The organism is Roseateles sp. Mitsp63 (genome assembly GCF_059491535.1).
The window spans coordinates 2,912,791-2,931,336 of sequence record NZ_CP168509.1 but is presented as its reverse complement, the minus strand read 5'-3'; the positions used below and the strand labels follow the sequence as shown (position 1 = coordinate 2,931,336).

The following is an 18,546-nucleotide window of genomic DNA, read 5'->3' as shown; positions in this document are numbered from 1 at the left end:
CACGATACCTCAGACCTCATGGATACTTCGGCGCCCTCGCGGGCCCTCGGAGGGAGGAACTCCGGGGGCCGGCCGCTCCCCCAACCGGACGAAGATCCAACGAGATGCCGCTCAGCCACCTGCTCCTGTGCCTGTCGATCCTCGCGGCCCTGCTGCCGATCCGCGCCCCCTGGCCCTGGATGTCGCTGCTGATCATGGCGGTGACCGCGGGGCTGATCCACGGCCAGCTCGGCATCGCGGCGATGGTGCCGGTCGCCGCGCTGGCCGCGCTGGCCTGGATGACGATCGAGGCGCGCCACCGCCCGCGCCGCGAGGCCGCGCTGATGCTGCTGATGCTGGTGGTCGGGATGGCCCTGGCGATGCACGCGCTGCCGGGATTCCTGAACCCGACCTACCTCGTGGCCGCCTCCGACACGCGGCCGCCGTCGATCAAGTACCTGAACTTCGACAAGGGCGTCGCCGGCATGCTGATGCTGGCGGTGCTGGCGCAGCAGCAGCGGAGACAACGCCAGGCCGGCGGCGCGTCCCCGGTGCGGGCGGCAGGCCAGACGCGCCTGGCGCTGGCGGCCGTGATCGCCGCGACGCTGGCGCTGCCGTGGCTCCTCGCCGTGGCCAGCGGGCTCGGACAGCCGGCGCTGCGCTGGCCCGACAACGCGGCGCTGTTCCTGTCGGCCAACCTGATGCTGACCTGCGTCGCCGAGGAAGCCGCCTTCCGCGGCGTGCTGCAAGGCCTGCTGGCGCGCCGCCTCGGCGCCGACCTGCGCACCGCGCGGGGCTGGCTGCCGATCCTGGCGGCCGCGCTGCTCTTCGGCCTCGCGCACGCGGCCGGCGGTCCGGTCTACGTGGCGCTGGCGGCGCTGGCCGGCCTCGGCTATGGCCTCGTCTACGCGCTCACCGGCCGCATCGAGGCCGCCATCCTGATCCACTTCGCGCTCAACGCGCTGGTGTTCCTGACGCTGAACCTCAGGGTCGGGTGATGCCCCAGGGTTGCATCGCCCGTGCAGACCGTGCAGACCGTGCAGACCGTGCAGACCGTACGGCGGCCGTGTGTCCTGTGTGTACCGATTGTTGCGACCCGCGCCCGTCCCGAAACAAGCCGCGATGTCTGACGATAATCCGCCGACCTGAACTCGTGCGCCCCGCATGCAGCAGATCGCTCAATTCGCCCGCCACGTGGTCCGTGCCGTGACCGGACTCTTCCAGGCGCTGTGGCGCCGCACCGCGCCGATGCGGGCCTCGCTGCGCAGCCTTCCTGCCTGGAAGCGCATCGCCGTGTGGTCCGGCGCCGGCGTGCTGGCGCTGGCGCTGCTGCTGGCCGGCGCGGCGGCGGTGGTCTGGCCGGGCCTGCCCGACCTGGCCCGGCTGACCGACTACAACCCCAAGCAGCCGCTGCGCGTCTACACCGAGGACGGCCAGCTGCTGGCCGAGTACGGCGCCGAGCGCCGCAGCTACCTGCCGCTGGAGCAGATCCCCAAGCAGATGCAGCAGGCGCTGCTGGCGGTCGAGGATGCCAACTTCTACGAGCACCAGGGGGTGTCCTTCACCGGCATCTTCCGGGCCGCGATCGCCAACCTGTTCTCCTCGCGCAGCCAGGGCGCGTCGACGATCACGCAGCAGCTGGCGCGCGACCTCTACCTGACCAAGAAGAAGCTCTACACCCGCAAGTTCGTCGAGATCCTGCTGGCCTTCAAGATCGAGAGCCAGCTCTCCAAGGACAAGATCCTGGAGGTCTACATGAACCAGATCTACCTGGGGCAGCGGGCCTACGGCTTCGAGGCGGCGGCGCAGGCCTACTACGGCAAGTCGCTGAAGGACCTGTCGATCGGCGAGACGGCGATGCTGGCCGGCCTGCCGCAGAACCCCTACTACGCCAACCCGCTGATGAACCTGCCGCGCGCGCAGCGCCGCCAGTCGGTGGTGCTGCAGCGCATGGTGGACACCGGGATGATCACCGCGGAGCAGGCCAGGCAGGCGCGCGATGAGCCGGTCCATCTGCGCACCGCGCAGGAGCAGCGGCTGCCCTATGGCCAGTACGCGGCGGAGATGGTGCGCCAGGTGGTGCACGCGCAATACGGCGACGAGGCCTACAGCCGCGGCCTGCGCGTGACCACGACGCTGAGGATGGACGACCAGGTGGCCGCGTACAAGGCGCTGCGCCGCACGCTGATGGACTACGAGCGCCGCAAGGCCTGGCGCGGCCCGGAGGGCGAGGTCGACCTGCCCGCCGGCATGGACGCGCAGGACCAGGACGCCGCCATCGCGCAGGCGCTCAACGACCATCCCGACAACGACGACCTGCGCGCCGCGGTGGTGACCAGCGTCGCCAGCAACCGGCTGCAGGCCAGCCTGGCCGATGGCGAGGACATCGAGATCAAGGGCGACGGGCTGAGATCGGTGCTGTCGGCGCTGTCGGAGAAGGTCAAGCCCAACCTGCGCATCCAGCGCGGTTCGATCATCCGCGTGCTGCGCGGCAATCCGACCAAGGAGTTCCCCAAGGGCGCCTGGGCGGTGACGCAGTCGCCGGAGGCCGAGGGCGCGCTGGTCTCGGTCGAGCCCGACAGCGGCAAGATCCTGGCGCTGGTGGGCGGCTTCGACTTCAACCGCAACCAGTTCAACCACGCGACGCAGGCCTGGCGGCAGCCGGGCTCGAGCTTCAAGCCCTTCCTGTACTCGGGCGCGATGGAGATCGGCGCCAGCCCCGCGACGCTGGTCGACGACGCGCCGATCTCGGTCGGCGACTGGAATCCGCGCAACTCGGACGGCCAGTTCGACGGCCCGCTGACGCTGCGCCAGGCGCTGGCCAAGTCCAAGAACATGGTCACGATCCGGCTGCTGGAGCAGCTGACGCCGGAGCGCGGCCGCTCGTGGGCCGGCAAGTTCGGGCTGGACGTCGACAAGCAGCCCGACAACCTGACGCTGGCGCTGGGCTCGGGCTCGGTGACGCCGCTGCAGATGGCGAGCGCGTATTCGGTCTTCGCCAACGGCGGCTACCTGCTCAAGCCGCTGCTGGTGACGAAGATCGTCGACGCGCAGAACCAGGTGCTGTTCGCGGCCGAGCCGGAGAAGCTCACCGATGACCGCCGCGCGATCAGCGCGCGCAACGCCTTCATCACCGGCACGCTGCTGCGCGAGGTCGCGATCCGCGGCACGGCCTACCGGGCCAGCGCGGCGCTCAAGCGCTACGACCTCTACGGCAAGACCGGCACGACCAACGACGCGGTGGACGCGTGGTTCGCGGGCTTCCAGCGGCGCGTGGCGACGGTGGTGTGGATCGGCTACGACCAGCCGCGCAGCCTAGGCGCCGGCGAATCCGGCGGCGGCATCGCGCTGCCGGCGTGGATCGACTACATGACGGTGGCGCTCAAGGGCATCGCGCCGTCGGAGATCGAGCCGCCCAAGGATGGCGGACTGGTCCAGGAGGAAGGACCATATGGGCCGGACTGGGTCTACAGCGAATTCGCCGGCGAGGCCGGCCTGAAGACGATCGGCCCGATGCCGCCGCCGCTGCCGGCCTCGGACGCGGCCTCGGGTCCGGCGTCCGGGGCCTCGGGCGTGCCGCCGTCCTGGTGGATGGGCGGCGAGCGCGGCGGGCAATGATCCGAATCGACAGGGAGCCCTCGACATGAAGCCTGAATTCCTTCGCGGCCGCGCCGCGGCGCTGCTGATCGCCGCTGTGTCGATGTCCGCCTCGATGTCCGCGTGGGCGGCCGACGAGGCCGACGCCATCGAGCCGGACCAGCCCGGCATCGTCGAATCGAGCAGCACCGTCGGCAAGGGCCGCGCGTTGCTGGAGACGGGGATCGGCTACCAGCGCGACAAGAGCGACGGTGTCCGCAGCCGCTTGTGGTCGACGCCGACGCTGCTGCGATTCGGCTTCGCCGAGGACTGGGAGTTCCGCATCGAGACCGACGGCTACCAGCGCCTGCGCGCGACCGATGCCGACGGCACGGCGCGCGTGAGCGGCTGGGCCGACACGGCGCTCGGCGTGAAGTGGCACTGGCAGGACAGCGATGGCGAGCACGGCAAGCCGGGCCTGGCGTGGCTGCTGCACATGGACATGGACAGCGGCTCGGCCGCGTTCCGGGGCCAGGGCGTGCGGCCGTCGCTGCGGCTGACGGCGGAATGGGACCTGCCGCACGACTGGTCGGCCGGCGTGATCGGCGGCCTGTACCGCGACCGGCGCGAGGACGGCGGGCATTTCGTCGGCGGCATCCTGGGCGCCTCGCTGGGCTGGCCGATCGCGGAGCGCTGGAAGGGCTACGTCGAGGTCGCCGGCGATCAGCTGGCATCCAACCGCAATGGCGGCCGGAGCATCTCGGCGGGCACGGGGGTGACTTGGCTGCTCGACCGGCGGCTGCAGCTCGATGCCTCGCTCAACCGCGGGCTGACGAAGCAGACCCCCGATTGGGTGCTGGGCCTGGGCGTGTCGATCGGGTTCTGAGGCCGCTCGCTCGCCGGGAGGGTCCCCGTGAGCGGCGAGATGACGTACAAAGCCGGCTGTCGTTTCAGCCTTGCTTGATGCCCATGCGCCTCGCCCTCCGCACCTTCCTGCACACCGCTCTCCTGTCGCTCGCCTGCGGCGCCTTGCCCTCGGCCTGGGCGGCGCCCGCCAGCGGCACCTTCACCGCCTCGCGCGCCTGCGAGGCCTTCCAGTCCTTCCGCAAGACCACCAACCCCGACGGCGCGAGGCTGTCGCCGGGCACTGGCTACACGATCCTGGAGACGCATGACGCCGGCTGGACCCGCGTGCAGGTGCCGGGCGCGCGGCCGCCCGAGCGCTGGGTGCAGAACGACTGCGGCAGCGCGGGCGGCGGCTCGGACGCCGCCGCTCCGGCCAAGTCCGGCCGTGCGCCGGCCGAGGGCAGCGGACCGTCGATGTCGGGCCGCGGCGGCATGTGCTCCACGGCGAATGAGTACGACAGCTTCGTGCTGGCGATGTCGTGGCAGCCCGGCTTCTGCGAATGGACGGCGGGCGGCAAGCGCGGCAAGCCGGAGTGCGAGGCGATGGAGAGCGGCAAGCTCAAGGTCAGCAACCTGACGCTGCACGGGCTGTGGCCGAACCGCCAGCAATGCGGCATCAGCTACGGCAACTGCAGCACGGCGCCGATGACGGTGTCCAAGGAGACGGTGGCCTACATCGGGCCGTGGATGCCGAATTTCATGTACGAGAAGGGCTTCGGCGAGCACGAGTGGCGCAAGCACGGCACCTGCCAGGCGATGAACCCGGATGCGTACTTCCGCCGGGCGGTGGACCTGGTGAAGCAGTTCAACGATTCGGGCGTCGGGCAATACATCCGGCAGAACATCGGCGGATCGATCTCGCGGCGCGCGTTCTACGACAAGCTGAAGGCCGAAACCGGCAGTGACGCCTATCGGGACAGCGTGAAGCTGATGTGCTCGGGGCAGTACCTGACGGAGATCCAGGTGAAGCTGCCGCGCGATTACCAGGCGGGGGGATCGCTCAAGCAACTGCTGGGCGCCCAGCCTGGCGGCAGCGGCGGCGGCACCTGCCGCGCGGACGAGATCCGGATCGAGGCGAGCGGGCGCTGAGGAATTCGGATTTCCGTTCGTCCATTCGGCGGGTACCCGAGCCCGCCGGACCCATGCCGTCCAATGGGTTTCTCCTGCGTTTCATGAATGGGAGAGAACGGCAATGGGGAATATATGCGGCCGAATGGACGGTGCCCAGGCACCCGTGACCTACGGCGAGCAGATGCGGCCCTCGTCTTCCCAGCAAAGGCCTGCGGTATGCAAACATGGTGCTTGCCGAACTCCAGAGCCATCGGCGAGACCAGCCGGTATTCAAAGTACTGGAATCGAAGAAGCACAGTCTTGTGATCATTGGGGATTGGCGCGCGCCCGAGGCAGGCGACCATGCGATCGTGGTGGATCCTTGGCAAGGTCTGAAAAAGGTCCACACCTACGGCGAGAGAGGCAACCCCGAAACGCCTTTCGTGACCGCCACGCTGGGGACTGGCGAGCCCGTACGTCCGTCAGGCAAGTTGAAAACAGCGTTCTCCCTCAAACCTATTCCGGCCGATGCCATAGACGCCGAAATAGGAAGAATCTCCGACTGCCTTTCCAGCGGTCCTCGGTACGCGCATGCGGTGATTCGTGAAAATCACCAGCTGATGTTCGACCATATCGCCGGAACCAATAACCTCCATGCGGTTTATCGAGATCCGACCGGGAGGGCGTCGGCTTTCAACAGCTTGCCGCCTTCTTACCTGGGGAGCTATTTGGACAGCCGGGGAAGTATCGTCAAGAAGTTCGCCTAATCCGGTGTCACGCGAGAGCGATACCTGCCTCGCGATGACGCTGCGTGCACGCGTCTCTGGTGGTTGAGCCCTTCGCCTGTATGCTGCGCGCCGACAACCAAGCGACGCATGCCCTCTGGAGACGCCCCCTCGAAGCCACCCCGTCAGCGCCAGCGCTCCTGGCGTGGATGGGCGGTCGCCGTGGGCGGCATCGCGATCGCCGTGGCCGTGGCGCTCGCCGCATCGTTCGGGGCCTTGCCGCTGGAACGGGTTCGCGCGGCCCTCGATGTCCCTGCCGAATCGGCCCCTGCCGCCCCGCCCTCCTCCGCCTCCGCCTCCGGCACGCTCCTCGCCGAGGCCGGAACGGCTGGCGCCGCGGACCACGACCTGGCGGACGAACTCCAGCTCTTCGACGCCGACGACCTCGACCACCTCGATGACGCGGACCCCGAGGACCACGACACCTACGCCTCGTCGGATGAGGCTCCCTTCATCGATGGCATCGGCACGCTCTGCGGCGACGACACGCGCGTGAACCGGCGCAACGGCAACTCCGTCGACGAACGCCTCTCCCGGAAAGGCACCCCGCTTCAGCGCCGCATCGAGGCCTTCGCCCAGCGGCTCGACGGCGCCACCGACGAGCCCGGCCGACTCATCGCCGCGCTGCTGCGCGACGACTGGCCGCGCGCGATCTCGATCGCGGAGTCGACCAGCGATCCCGCCGTCTTCGGCATGGTCGCGTCGCGCTGCTCCGCCGGTCATCCCGAGATCTGCACGCGCGTGCCGGCCTCGCGCTGGATGGCCATGGACCCGGGCAACCTGCTCCCCTACTGGATGGCCGCCGGCCAGAGCCAGGACACCGCCGCCGCCCGCTCGATCATGGACGGCAGCCGCGGCGCCACGCATGCCGGCACCGGCGATGAACTGGCCCTGCGCCGCTTCGCCCAGATGGGATTCGCCACCCCGGAACAAGGCGGCGCGGTCCTGCTGAAGATGAACGCGCCGCCAATCGGCGTGACGGTGGTGGAAGCCGCGCGCCGGGTCTGCCCGGACGGCAAGCACAGCGCGGATCCGGCCTGCCAGGCCTTCGCCCTTCAGGCCGTTCACTCGGACCTGTGGCTGGCCATGCGCGTGTACATGGCCGACTGGGCGCGCCCCGAGGACGCGCCGGACGACAGCGAGCTCCCGGGCCTGCCGAACGACGTGCGGCAATTGCTCGACGCCCTCGATCGCCGCTCCGGCGCGGATCGCGCGCGCCTGGCCGAATGCGACGGCCTGATGCGGGACTTCCGGTATCAGCTCGACCGCCTGGATCGCGACGACATCGAGCTCGCGCGCGAGCAGCTGGCGCGGGAAGCCGCGGAGCCGCGCAAGGGCGCCGGGAAGCGCCCCTCCGAGGTCTCAGGCGCCGGCGCGCGGCCGCCCGCCGGCTGACGGCGCGCCCTCGCCGTCGCCGTCGAGCGCCCGCAGCCCGGCCAGCACGGGCATCAGCACGCGATCGACCTCGCGCGCCAGCGGATCGAGCGCGGCCTCGTCCGCGTCATGCAGGCAAGCCTGCTCGAGCGCCTGCGCCGCGGCGTGGACCTGCTTCATGCCAAGCGCCGCCGACGCGCTCTTCAGGTCATGGGCCATCCGCATCGCGGCCGCGTCGTGCGCGGCTCGCAGGGCGCGGAAGCGCGCCAGGAAGTCGGTCTGACGTTCCTGGAACATCCGCAGCAGCCGCCGGTAGAGCGCGCCATCACCCATCATTCCGGCCAAGCCCGCCTTCAAGTCGACGCCCGGCAGTTGCGGCAGACCACCGAACCCCGAGTCCAGGGCATCACGCGCGTCCACGCCGTCCGCGCCGTCCGCGCCTTTCGAGCCATCCGCGGCCACGCCAGGCGCCGCCGCCCCGGGCCGCACCCAGCGCGCCAGCGCCCCGAACAGCTCCTCCATCCGGATCGGCTTGGCGACGTGATCGTTCATGCCCGCGGCCAGCGCCTTGTCCCGGTCGCCGACCATCGCGTTGGCGGTCATCGCGATCACCGGCAGCTCGCGCCAGCGCGCATCCTCCCGCAGCGCCCGCGTCGCGGCATAGCCGTCCATCACCGGCATCTGGCAGTCCATCAGCACGCCGTCGAAGGCGTGCGCCTCCAGCATCGCCAAGGCCTCCCGCCCGTTGCCCGCGACGCTGACCTCGATGCCGGCCCGGTGCAGCACGTCCAGCGCGAGCTCCTGATTGAAGGCGTTGTCCTCGACCAGCAGGATGCGGGCGCCCTGCAGCGCGGCCCGGTAGCCCTGCATCGACTCCTCCCGCTGCGCGCGGCGCGTCGCCGGCGTGCCCTTCAGCCCGAGCGCGGTCGCGCAGGCGTCGAACAGCGTCGACGGCGTCACCGGTTTGGTCAGCAGCGCCCCCACCGTGACCCGCTGATCGTCCAGCCGCTGCTGCACCTCATGCCGGCTGAAGGCCGTCAGCATCAGCACCGGCGGCATCGGATGGCGCGGATGCCGGCGCTCGGACAGCGCCCGCGCGCAGGCCACGCCATCCATGCCCGGCATGCGCCAGTCCAGCAGCAGCAGGTCGTAGGGCTCGTCGCGCGCCTCGGCGAGCGCCACCTGCCGCAGCGCATCCAGCCCATCCACCGCGGTCTCGACCTTCAAGCCCAGCGCGCCCGTCATCTCCGCCAGCAGTTCGCGCGCGCTCGCGTTGTCGTCGACGATCAGCGCCCGCGCGCCGCGCAGGCGCTCCAGGTCGAGCCGGGCCCGCTCCGGCGCCGAAGCCCGCGCATCCAGGCCCAGCCGCACGCTGAACCCGAAGCGGCTGCCGCGCCCCGGCGCGCTCTCGACCTCGAGCTCGCCGCCCATCAGCCGCACCAGCTGGCGGCTGATCGCCAGCCCCAGCCCGGTGCCGCCATAGCGCCGGCTCGTCGACGCGTCCGCCTGCGTGAAGGGCTCGAACAGGCCGCGCTGCTGCGCCTGGCTCATGCCGATGCCGGTGTCGCGCACCTCGAAGCGCAGGCGCGCCCCGCCGGCATCGCGCTCGAGCACCGACACGGCGATGACGATCTCTCCCTGCTCGGTGAACTTGGCGGCGTTGTTGCCCAGGTTCAGCAGCACCTGCCCCAGCCGCGACGGATCGCCCACCAGCGCCGTGGGCAGGTCGGGCGGCTCGTCGAAGAGCAGCTCCAGCCCCTTCTCCTCCGCCTTCAGTCCGATCACGTTGGCCAGGTTGTCCATCACGTCGGACAGGTCGAAGGGGATGGTCTCCATGTCCAGCTTGCCGGCCTCGATCTTCGAGAAGTCCAGGATGTCGTTGATGATCCCCAGCAGCGACTCGGCCGACGCGTGCACCTTCTGGATGTAGTTGCGCTGCTGCGGGTCGAGACTGCCCTGCAGCGCGAGATAGGACATGCCCAGGATCGCGTTCATCGGCGTGCGGATCTCGTGGCTCATGTTGGCCAGGAACTCGCCCTTGGCCTGGCTGGCCGCCTCGGCCACGCGCCGGGCCTGCCGGTCCGCCTCCGCCTGGCGGCGCTCGGTCAGGTCGACGATGAAGGCCACGCCCTGCTGCGCCGAGTCGCTCAGCAGCGCGCCGCCGATCAGCACCGGCACCCGCCGTCCATCCTTGCGGATGTAGTGCTTCTCGTAGGACGGACAGCGGCCCGTGGCCCGCAGCAGCGCCACGGCGCGGCGGTCCGCGTCGGCCTCCTCAGGCGGCGTCAGCGCGGTCCAGTCGATGCGCCCGGCCTCCAGGTCCTCGCGCGCGTAGCCGATGATTTCCAGGAAGGCGTCGTTCGTCTCGGTCACCGCGCCGGACACGTCCCAGAAGAACACGCCGATCATGCTGGACTCGATCACGCGGCGCAGCCGCGACTCGCCCGCGCTCAGCGCCTGGCGGGCCTCGCGCTGCTCGGCGGTGCGCGCCTCGATGCGCCCGGCCATCGCGTTGATGCCGCGCTGCAGGTCGCCGATCTCGTCATCGACCAGCGCCTGCGGCACGCGCGCCGACAAGTCGCCCTGGCCGATCTGCTGCACGCAGAGCAGCGCCGCCCGCACCCGCCGCATCAGCCAGCGCCCGAACAGGTTCACCGCCAGGCCGCTCAGGCACAGCGCCACGAAGGTGATGCCGCCGATCGCCCGCATGAACTGGAACATCGGCGCGTACATCTCGCGCTGCGACACCGCCACCCCGATCAGCCAGCCCACCGGCTCCAGCGCGTGGAACACCGCCAGGCGCCGCTCGCCGAGGTATTCGTACTCCAGCGTGCCGGTGCCCCGGCGCACCATCTCCTCGACAAACGGATGCCGCGCCCGCTGCCCGATCGTCCCCTGCGGGTGGTAGACGACGCGCAGGTCGTTGCGCTCGACGATGAACAGCGTCGCCGTGGCGAAGCCCTCCTTTCCGCGCAGCTGGCGCAGCTGCTCCTCGGCCTCCTTCGCCGCCGCCAGCACGCCGGAGCGGTAGAGCTGCTGCCGGATGGCCTGAGTCGCGCCCTGCAGCTCCAGCTGCATCAGGCGCTCGCGCGACTGCTTCAGGTCGGCCTGCAGGAAGGCCACCGCCGCGCCCAGCACCAGGACCGTCATCACCAGCACGGTGAGCAGCGAGAGCAGGTTGAGTCGCGTCGAGACCTTCACCGCCGGCCCCTCGCCTCAGAACTTGAACTGGTCCACGTTGTCCTTCGTGAACACCAGCACCGGCAGCGCGACCTGCAGGTTGACCGCGTCCTTGCGCGGCGTGAAGCGGCCCAGGCGGCCCGCCTCGAACGGCTGGCCGGCCTTCAGTCCGCCGCCGAGCAGCTGGCGCGCGCAGTAGACGGTGAGATAGCCATGGTCGGGCGCGTTCCACAGCAGCACCGTCCTGACGGTGCCGTCCTTGAGGAAGCCGCGCATCAGGTTGGGCGTCGAGTTGCCGATCACCGCGATGCGGCCGGCCAGTTGCGCGTCCTTCACCGCGCGCGCGACGCCGGGAAGATTCGGTGCGCCCAGCGCGACGATGGCCTTCAGGCCGGGCATCGACTTCAGGTAGTCCTGCGCGATCCGATAGGCCTCCTCGGTGCTCTCGCCGGCGGGGCGGATGTCGACGATGCGCAGGCCGGGATGCCGCGCGTAGATCGTCTTCTTCATCGCATCGATCCAGCTCGTCTGGTTGGGCGCGGTGAAGCTGGTGGTGACGATGGCCAGGTCGCCCTTCTCGCCGATCTCCTTCACCACGGACTCGACGAGCCGGGCGCCGAATTCCTCGAAGTCGACCAGGTTGACGAAGAACTCGCGCTGCTGGCTGTCCCCGTCCCAGCTCATCACGTGGATGCCGGCGCGCTGCGCCTTCGCGAGCACCGGCGCAATGGCCACCGGATCGTTCGCGGCCACGGCGATCAGCGCGGGCTTCGTCGGGATGAGCCGCTCGATCATCTCGATCTGCTTCTCCACCTGGTCCTGCGCGGGGCCGGTCCAGGTCAGGTCCAGGTCGGGGAGTTCGCGGGCGGCGGCATCGATCCCGGACTTCACCGCGTCGTAGTAGGTGATCCCCACCAGCTTGGGGATGATCACGACGCGCTGGCGCTGCACCGGTGACGGGGGCGACAGGGGCGGCGCCGGCCCGGTGGTCTGGGACAAGGACGGTGGCGCCACCGGCAGGAGGATGGCGCCGGCGAGGAAGGCGCGGAGCAACAGGACCATGGCTCGCTCCCCGGTGAGGACGGCGCGCCGCGCCGCGGCATGCGGGGCGGGCTCCGTGCGCAATGCTGCGCCGATCAGGAGCGGGCGCGGGCCACCTGTTCAGGGGGCCCGGTGCGCGTCAGCGCTTCTTCACGATCACGCTGCCCACCGAGTACCCGGCGCCGAACGAGCAGATCACGCCCAGGTCGCCCGGCTTCAGGTTGGCGCGATGCTCGTGGAACGCGATCACCGAGCCGGCCGACGCCGTGTTGGCGTAGGTATCCAGGATCAGCGGCGCGATCTCCGCGCCCGCCTCGCCGCCGACCAGCTTCTTGATCACCAGCTGGTTCATGCCCAGGTTGGCCTGGTGCAGCCAGTAGCGGCTGACGTCGGTGGGCTGGATGTGCAGCGCGGCCAGGTGCTGCTCGATGTGCGCCGCGGCGATGGGCACCACTTCCTTGAACACCTTGCGGCCCTCCTGGCGGAAGGTCTTGTCGCGCGCCTCCGGATCGCTGTCCTCGGCCTTGTTCATGAAGCCGAAGTTGTTGCGGATGTTGTTCGAGAACTGCGTCGCCAGCTTCGTGCCCAGGATCTCCCACTGCTCCGGCGCCACCGCCAGGTCGGCGCGCTCGACCACGATCGCGGTGCACACGTCGCCGAAGATGAAGTGGCAGTCGCGGTCCTTCCACTCGAGGTGGGCCGAGGTGATCTCCGGATTCACGATCAGCACGCACCTGGAAGCGCCCGAACGCACCGCGTTGAAGGCCTGCTCCAGCGCGAAGGTCGCCGACGAGCAGGCCACGTTCATGTCGAAGCCATAGCCGCCCGCGCCCAGCGCCTGCTGGATCTCCACCGCCATCGCCGGATAGGCGCGCTGCATGTTGGCCGCGGAGCAGAACACCGCGTCCACGTCCTGCGGCTGGCGCCCCGCCGCCGCCAGCGCCTTGCGCGCCGCATCCACCGCGATCTCCGCCATCAGCGACAGCTGGTCATCCGCGCGCTCCTCGAAGCGCGGATGCATGCGCGCGGGGTCGAGCACGCCCTCCTTCTCGATCACGTAGCGCTGCTTGATGCCGGAAGCCTTCTCGATGAACTCCACGCTCGAGTGCACCAGCGGCTGGCGCGTGCCGGCGGCGATGGCCTCGGCGTGCTCGGCATTCTGGAGGTCGACGTAGCGGTTGAAGGCGTCCACCAGTTCGGCGTTGGTGATGACGTGCGGGGGCTGGTAGAGACCGGTACCGCTGATGACGACGGAGTGCATGTGGCTTGTCTTGTGGGAGCGCCCCGGGCGTGGGGCCAAGGGGCGAAGTTTAGCGAACCGGGTTCAAAAGCCCCTGATCGGGGCGGTTCGCACCGCCGTGCGGCACGCGTGCCCGCCGTCATGCGTAGAATGAGCCACCGGGCCCAAATTTTGGGACCCGGTTTTTTTTTTGGCCGGGTCTCAAGTCAAGCGCTCGCAGCCCAGGGCATGCACTGCATCAACGCAGCCCGACTTTGCGACTTTGGACCATGGAAATCTTTGACTACGACAACATCCTGCTGCTGCCGCGCAAGTGCCGCGTGACCAGCCGCAGCGAGTGCGACACCTCGATCGACTTCGGCCCCCGCCGCTTCAAGCTGCCGGTGGTGCCCGCGAACATGAAGACGGTCGTCGACGAGTCCATCACCGAATGGCTGGCCGCCAACGGCTACTTCTACGTGATGCACCGGTTCGACCTGGACGCCCTCGCCTTCGCCCGCGCGATGCGGGACAAGGGGCTGTTCGTGTCCCTCAGCGCCGGCGTCAAGGACGCCGACTACGCGCTCATCGACCGCCTGGCCGCCGAAGGCGTCGGCGCCGACTACATCACCATCGACATCGCGCACGGCCACGCCGACTCGGTGCAGCGGATGATCGCCCACATCAAGCACAAGCTGCCCAAGACCTTCGTGATCGCGGGCAACGTGGGCACGCCGGAGGGCGTCATCGACCTGGAGAACTGGGGTGCCGATGCCACCAAGGTCGGCATCGGCCCGGGCAAGGTCTGCATCACGCGGCTCAAGACCGGCTTCGGCACGGGCGGCTGGCAGCTCTCGGCGCTGAAGTGGTGCGCGCGGGTCGCGACCAAGCCCATCATTGCCGACGGCGGCATCCGCCATCACGGCGACATCGCCAAGAGCGTGCGCTTCGGCGCGGCGATGGTGATGATCGGCTCGCTGTTCGCGGGGCACGAGGAGTCGCCGGGCAATACCGTCGAGGTCGACGGCAAGCGCTACAAGGAGTACTACGGCTCGGCGTCCGACTTCAACAAGGGCGAGTACAAGCACGTCGAAGGCAAGCGCATCCTCGAGCCGGTGAAGGGCCACCTCTCGGACACCCTGCGCGAGATGGAAGAGGACCTGCAGAGCTCGGTGTCCTATGCCGGCGGCCGCAGCCTGGCCGATCTGCGCAAGGTGAACTACGTGGTGCTCGGCGGCGAGAACGCGGGCGAGCATCTGTTCATGTGAGCCCGGCGGCGCGCCCGCCCTGCGCGGCGAGCCACAGCCGGCCGCCGCGCATCTCCCGCACGTCGCCGATGGCCGCTAGCGCCGCCGGCAGGTCGTCCGGACGGATCACGGCCGCGTCGACCACGCCCGCCGAGAGCTCGCGATCCGGCGGCAGGCGGCGGGCGATCTCCCGCAATTCCTCCGGCGCGCGCAGCGCGTCCACATGCAGGCCGCCCGCCGGCAACTCGCAGGCCAGCGGCAGGTTCGGGCCCAGCGGCGAAGCATCCGCCGCCAGCAGCAATTGCGGATCCACCTGCGCCAGCCGCGCGTAGGTCTTGCGCAGCGCCGCCTGCCAGTCGTCCGGCAGCGGCTCGCCGAGGATGGGCTCGTCGAGCTGGATCCAGGTCACGCCGCGCGCGGCCAGGCGCACCAGCAGCCCCTCATAGACCGGCAGCAGCCGGTCCAGCAGCGCCAGACGATCCACGCCCGCCTCGACGGCCGCCAGCCGCAGGAAGCTCACCGGCCCCAGCAGCGCGGCCTTCGGACTGCACGGCAACGCAATCGCCGCGTCGACGGCGGCGAACAGCGCCTCCGCATTCAGCGCGAACGCCGCGTTGGCGCCCATCGCCACGCCCGGCTCCCAGCCCAGCAGCCGCGCCAGATCCTCGACCCGCCGCTCCGCCGCGACCGCGCCGACCGTCACGTAGTCGAGGCCCGCCGCGCGTTGCTCATCCCAGGAGGCGACACCGATCGCATGAGTCCGAATCATGATTTTCTTCTTCAACATGAACTTGATTCGACATCATGGGAGGAGCGCCTCTATGATTCAAACGAAAGTTTTTCGACTTGATCATCGGAACGGCTCATGTACACACCGCTGGAACTCCGCCATCTGCGCACGCTCGTCGCGCTGCGCGAGGCAGGCAACGTCTCGCGCGCCGCGCAGTTGCTGAACCTGACGCAGTCCGCGCTCTCCCACCAGCTCAAGGGCCTGGAGGAGCATTACGGCATCGAGCTCTTCGAGCGCAAATCCAATCCGCTGAGCTTCGGCGTCGCGGGCCAGCGGCTGCTGAAGCTCGCCGAGCAGGTGCTGCCGCAGATCGACGAGGCGGATCGCGACATGCGCCGGCTTGTCGAAGGATCGGCGGGTCAGCTGCGCATCGCCGTCGAATGCCACACCTGTTTCGACTGGCTGATGCCGGCGATGGATGCCTTCCGCGAGCGCTGGCCGGAGGTCGAGCTGGACATCGTGTCCGGCTTCCAGGCCGATCCGGTCGGGCTGCTGCATCAGGACCGGGCGGAACTCGCGATCGTGTCCGACGTGGACGCGGACGAGTCCAGCGTCGCGGTGCATCCGCTGTTCAGCTTCGAGATCGTCGCGCTGCTGCCCAAGGGCCATCCGCTGCTGGCCAAGCCCTGGCTGGAGGCCGCGGACTTCGCCGGCCAGGCCTACATCCACTATCCGGTGCCGGACGAGATGCTGGACCTGGTCCGCAGCGTGCTGAAGCCCGCCGGCATCACGCCGCCGCGGCGCACCAGCGAGCTGACGGTGGCGATGCTGCAGCTGGTGGCCAGCGGCCGCGGCTTCGCGGCGCTGCCGCTGTGGGCGGTCGAGAGCTACCTGTCGCGCGGCTACGTGGCGCGCCAGCGCATCGGCCAGGCGGGCCTCACCGGCCGGCTCTACGCGGTCACGCCGGCCCGGCTCGCGGCCAAGCCCTTCCTCGCCGACTTCGTGCGGATCATGCGCGAGACCTCGCTGGTGAATCTCAGCGGCGTGAGCCTGCTCTGAGGCGCGAGGCAAGCCCCTCGATGCGGCGTCCGCGCAACGCGCGCGCCGCTATGATGCCGCCCGTTGGTGCTCGCGCCCGGTCCTCCGCCGGCGCAGTTCAACGGGAATCAGGAGGGACCGCGCGCAGCGCGATGCGGCCCCAACCTGAGCTGCCCCCGCAACGGTAAGCGGAAGGCGCGCCCCGCCGAGATCGTCGGATCCCCGATGCCATCGGCCCTCGCGGCGCGCGGCTCGTGTCTGAGACCACTGGACGGCTGTCCGGGAAGGCAACACGGGTTCATTCTTCCGACAGCCCGGATACCGGCCAACAGGCGGACGCGTCGCCTGGCGACGCGCCCATTCCGCATGCGGCCGCGGGGAAGCGGCCGCCTGCCGCCGCTTTGTGAATCCGACATGCAAGTCTCCCGTCCCCGCGCCGCGCTGCGCGCCGTCGCCCGTGCCGCGTTGATCGCCGCGCCCGCCCTGTCCCTGGTCCCGTCGATCGCCGCCGCGCAGTCCTCGCTCGATCCCGTCATCGTCGTGGGCACCCGCGAGGCGCAGCCCTTGAGCAAGAGCGTCGCCGACGTCGTCCTGATCGACGCCGACACGCTGCGCAACAGCGGCGCGGGCAGCGTCGGCGACGTGCTGCGCCGCTACGCCGGCGTGCAGCTGACGCCCACCGGAGGCCCCGGCCAGAACACCGGCTATTTCCTGCGCGGCGCCAACACCAGCGCCACCGTCGTCATGATCGACGGCGTGCGCGTGGGCTCGGCGACGCTGGGCCAGGCGTCCCTCGAATCGATGAGCCTGTCCAGCATCGAGCGCATCGAGGTCCTGCGCGGCCCGGCCTCCGGCCTGTACGGCGCCGACGCGGTGGGTGGCGTGATCCAGATCGTCACGAAGAAGGGTCAGGGCCCGCTGAACCTGAATGCCGGCCTGGCCGTCGGCGACTACGGCTCGCGCCTGGGCGACATCGCGGTCAGCGGCGCGCGGGCCGGGTTCGACTACGCGGCCAGCCTGAGCCGCGAGACCAGCGATGGCATGTCCGCCATCCGCGGCGACCGCGGCAGCCTGTCCTACAACCCCGATCGCGACGGCTTCGCCCGCACGGTCGCGTCGGCGCGGCTGGGCTTCACGCCGGCCGAAGGCCATCGCATCGGCCTCAGCGCGACGCAAAGCCGCCTGAACGCGCAGTACGACAGCTACGAATTCGGCCCGCCGGCCGATCCGTCGGGCGACTACCGCAACCGCCTGAAGACGCGCGAGGCCGCGATCGACTACCGCGGCACGCTGTCGCCGATCTGGACCACGGCGCTGCAGTACGCGCGCTCCACGGACGACTCCATCAGCGGGCTGGCCGACGCGCCGCGCTTCAAGACCACGCGCGACCAGGCGACCTGGCAGAACGCGCTGCGCATTGCTCCGGACCAGCAGGTGGTGCTGGCCTACGAGCGGCTGCAGGAGAAGGCCGACGGCGTGCTGAGCGACACGCTCAAGCGCACCAACAACGCCTACATCGCGGGCTACAGCGGCCAGTTCGGCCCGGCCGCGCTGGAGGCCAACCTGCGCCGCGACGACAACTCGTCCTACGGCGACAACACGACCGGCAGCATCGGCGGCAGCTACGCGCTGAGCCCGACGCTGAAGCTGCGCGCGCTGGCGGGCAAGACCTTCCGCGCGCCGACCTTCAACGACACGGACTTCCCGTTCTACGGCCACCACGGCATCCGGCCGGAGAAGGGCCGCAGCATGGAGCTGGGGCTGAACTGGCGCTCGGGCGCGAGCAGCGCGTCGGCGACGATCTATCGCAACAAGGTCAAGGACCTGATCATCTACAACCCGGATCCGGCGCTGTGCCCGCCGACCGACGACTTCGCCTTCGGCTGCGCGGCCAACGTCGGCCGGGCGACGCTCAAGGGCGCGACGCTGACCGGCGCGCACCGGATGGGCAACTGGAACATCGCGGCCAACGTCGACTTCCTCGATGCGAAGGACACGGTCACCGGTGACCGGCTGGTGCGGCGCGCGGCGCATCAGGAAAGCGTCTCCGTCGATTACGACACGGGGGTGTGGAGCGCCGGCGCGACGCTGACCGACATCGGCAAGCGGCCCGACATCGGCGCGACGCTGGGGGCTTACGCGCTGCTGGATCTGCGGGCGACCTGGCGCTTCCTGCCGCAATGGCGCCTGGAGGCCAAGGTGCTCAACGCGGCCGACCGGGATGTCGAGCCGGTGTTCGCCTACCAGGGGCTGGGCCGCCAGGCCTGGGTCGGCGTGCGCTATGACATGAAGGGGTTCTGAGCCTTCGGCTTGCCGCGCTGTCTTGCGCGGCCGCTGGCCCTCGCTCCCCACCCTCTCCCGCAAGCGGGCGAGGGTGTAAGAAGAGCCGGGCGTCGTAGTAAACCCCCTCGCCCCAGCGGG

Annotated in this window: 13 protein-coding genes and 1 riboswitch; of the genes, 9 read left to right on the top strand and 4 right to left on the bottom strand. The window is 70.1% G+C overall.

Annotated elements, in window-relative coordinates:
- The first annotated feature begins 104 nt into the window (after window positions 1-104).
- The 6 genes from ACEN96_RS12880 (at window position 105) to ACEN96_RS12855 (ending at window position 7,691) form a co-directional block, all read left to right on the top strand.
- Window positions 105-977: a CPBP family intramembrane glutamic endopeptidase gene (locus ACEN96_RS12880; protein WP_495588406.1), complete on the top strand. Its 873-nt coding sequence runs from the start codon at window positions 105-107 to the stop codon at window positions 975-977.
- Window positions 978-1,143: 166 nt separating this feature from the next.
- The gene (locus tag ACEN96_RS12875; protein WP_495588405.1) at window positions 1,144-3,597 is read left to right on the top strand and encodes a penicillin-binding protein 1A; all 2,454 of its coding nucleotides are present in this window, start codon (window positions 1,144-1,146) and stop codon (window positions 3,595-3,597) included.
- 25 nt (window positions 3,598-3,622) lie between these two features.
- Window positions 3,623-4,441 (top strand): transporter, encoded by an 819-nt coding sequence (locus ACEN96_RS12870; RefSeq protein ID WP_495588404.1) that lies wholly within the window; start codon window positions 3,623-3,625, stop codon window positions 4,439-4,441.
- Between the two features lie 83 nt (window positions 4,442-4,524).
- Window positions 4,525-5,550, top strand: coding sequence for a ribonuclease T2 family protein (locus ACEN96_RS12865; protein ID WP_495588403.1), 1,026 nt, complete (start codon window positions 4,525-4,527; stop codon window positions 5,548-5,550).
- 206 nt (window positions 5,551-5,756) lie between these two features.
- Window positions 5,757-6,278: a hypothetical protein gene (locus tag ACEN96_RS12860; protein ID WP_495588402.1), complete on the top strand. Its 522-nt coding sequence runs from the start codon at window positions 5,757-5,759 to the stop codon at window positions 6,276-6,278.
- A gap of 108 nt (window positions 6,279-6,386) precedes the next feature.
- On the top strand, window positions 6,387-7,691 hold the full coding sequence (locus ACEN96_RS12855) for a hypothetical protein (protein ID WP_495588401.1): 1,305 nt from the start codon (window positions 6,387-6,389) through the stop codon (window positions 7,689-7,691).
- Here the strand turns inward: ACEN96_RS12855 and ACEN96_RS12850 are convergent.
- The 3 genes from ACEN96_RS12850 to ACEN96_RS12840 form a co-directional block, all read right to left on the bottom strand.
- Window positions 7,659-10,871 carry a hybrid sensor histidine kinase/response regulator gene (locus tag ACEN96_RS12850; protein ID WP_495588400.1) on the bottom strand — a complete coding sequence of 1,071 codons (3,213 nt, stop codon included), beginning with the start codon at window positions 10,869-10,871 and terminating at the stop codon, window positions 7,659-7,661. The genes ACEN96_RS12855 and ACEN96_RS12850 overlap by 33 nt on opposite strands.
- Before the next feature lie 15 nt (window positions 10,872-10,886).
- Window positions 10,887-11,912, bottom strand: a complete 1,026-nt coding sequence (locus ACEN96_RS12845; protein WP_495588399.1) for a substrate-binding domain-containing protein — start codon at window positions 11,910-11,912, stop codon at window positions 10,887-10,889.
- A gap of 118 nt (window positions 11,913-12,030) precedes the next feature.
- Window positions 12,031-13,152, bottom strand: a complete 1,122-nt coding sequence (locus ACEN96_RS12840) for a beta-ketoacyl-ACP synthase III (RefSeq protein WP_495588398.1) — start codon at window positions 13,150-13,152, stop codon at window positions 12,031-12,033.
- Window positions 13,153-13,400: 248 nt separating this feature from the next.
- Here ACEN96_RS12840 and ACEN96_RS12835 point away from each other — a divergent pair, with 248 nt between their 5' ends.
- Window positions 13,401-14,378: a GMP reductase gene (locus ACEN96_RS12835; RefSeq protein WP_495588397.1), complete on the top strand. Its 978-nt coding sequence runs from the start codon at window positions 13,401-13,403 to the stop codon at window positions 14,376-14,378.
- Here ACEN96_RS12835 and ACEN96_RS12830 read toward each other — a convergent pair.
- A complete protein-coding gene (locus ACEN96_RS12830; protein ID WP_495588396.1) occupies window positions 14,371-15,126 on the bottom strand; it encodes a uroporphyrinogen decarboxylase/cobalamine-independent methonine synthase family protein in 756 nt (251 codons plus the stop codon). The two genes, ACEN96_RS12835 and ACEN96_RS12830, sit on opposite strands and share 8 nt — an antisense overlap.
- 96 nt (window positions 15,127-15,222) lie before the next feature.
- On the opposite strand from ACEN96_RS12830, the gene ACEN96_RS12825 reads away from it, so the two are divergent.
- Both ACEN96_RS12825 and ACEN96_RS12820 read left to right on the top strand, forming a co-directional pair.
- Window positions 15,223-16,146: a LysR family transcriptional regulator gene (locus tag ACEN96_RS12825; RefSeq protein WP_495588395.1), complete on the top strand. Its 924-nt coding sequence runs from the start codon at window positions 15,223-15,225 to the stop codon at window positions 16,144-16,146.
- Between the two features lie 47 nt (window positions 16,147-16,193).
- A riboswitch (cobalamin riboswitch) is annotated at window positions 16,194-16,469 on the top strand.
- Between the two features lie 70 nt (window positions 16,470-16,539).
- The gene (locus tag ACEN96_RS12820; protein ID WP_495588394.1) at window positions 16,540-18,426 is read left to right on the top strand and encodes a TonB-dependent receptor domain-containing protein; all 1,887 of its coding nucleotides are present in this window, start codon (window positions 16,540-16,542) and stop codon (window positions 18,424-18,426) included.
- Window positions 18,427-18,546: the final 120 nt, after the last annotated feature.

Bases quoted from the DNA above. Each gene is read 5' to 3' on its own strand.
- ACEN96_RS12825 (WP_495588395.1), top strand. From the start codon at position 15,223: ATGTACACACCGCTGGAACTCCGCCATCTGCGCACGCTCGTCGCGCTG.
- ACEN96_RS12865 (WP_495588403.1), top strand. From the start codon at position 4,525: ATGCGCCTCGCCCTCCGCACCTTCCTGCACACCGCTCTCCTGTCGCTC.
- ACEN96_RS12840 (WP_495588398.1), bottom strand. From the start codon at position 13,152: ATGCACTCCGTCGTCATCAGCGGTACCGGTCTCTACCAGCCCCCGCAC.
- ACEN96_RS12880 (WP_495588406.1), top strand. From the start codon at position 105: ATGCCGCTCAGCCACCTGCTCCTGTGCCTGTCGATCCTCGCGGCCCTG.
- ACEN96_RS12875 (WP_495588405.1), top strand. From the start codon at position 1,144: ATGCAGCAGATCGCTCAATTCGCCCGCCACGTGGTCCGTGCCGTGACC.
- ACEN96_RS12855 (WP_495588401.1), top strand. From the start codon at position 6,387: ATGCCCTCTGGAGACGCCCCCTCGAAGCCACCCCGTCAGCGCCAGCGC.
- ACEN96_RS12845 (WP_495588399.1), bottom strand. From the start codon at position 11,912: ATGGTCCTGTTGCTCCGCGCCTTCCTCGCCGGCGCCATCCTCCTGCCG.
- ACEN96_RS12830 (WP_495588396.1), bottom strand. From the start codon at position 15,126: ATGATTCGGACTCATGCGATCGGTGTCGCCTCCTGGGATGAGCAACGC.
- ACEN96_RS12860 (WP_495588402.1), top strand. From the start codon at position 5,757: ATGGTGCTTGCCGAACTCCAGAGCCATCGGCGAGACCAGCCGGTATTC.
- ACEN96_RS12820 (WP_495588394.1), top strand. From the start codon at position 16,540: ATGCAAGTCTCCCGTCCCCGCGCCGCGCTGCGCGCCGTCGCCCGTGCC.
- ACEN96_RS12870 (WP_495588404.1), top strand. From the start codon at position 3,623: ATGAAGCCTGAATTCCTTCGCGGCCGCGCCGCGGCGCTGCTGATCGCC.
- ACEN96_RS12835 (WP_495588397.1), top strand. From the start codon at position 13,401: ATGGAAATCTTTGACTACGACAACATCCTGCTGCTGCCGCGCAAGTGC.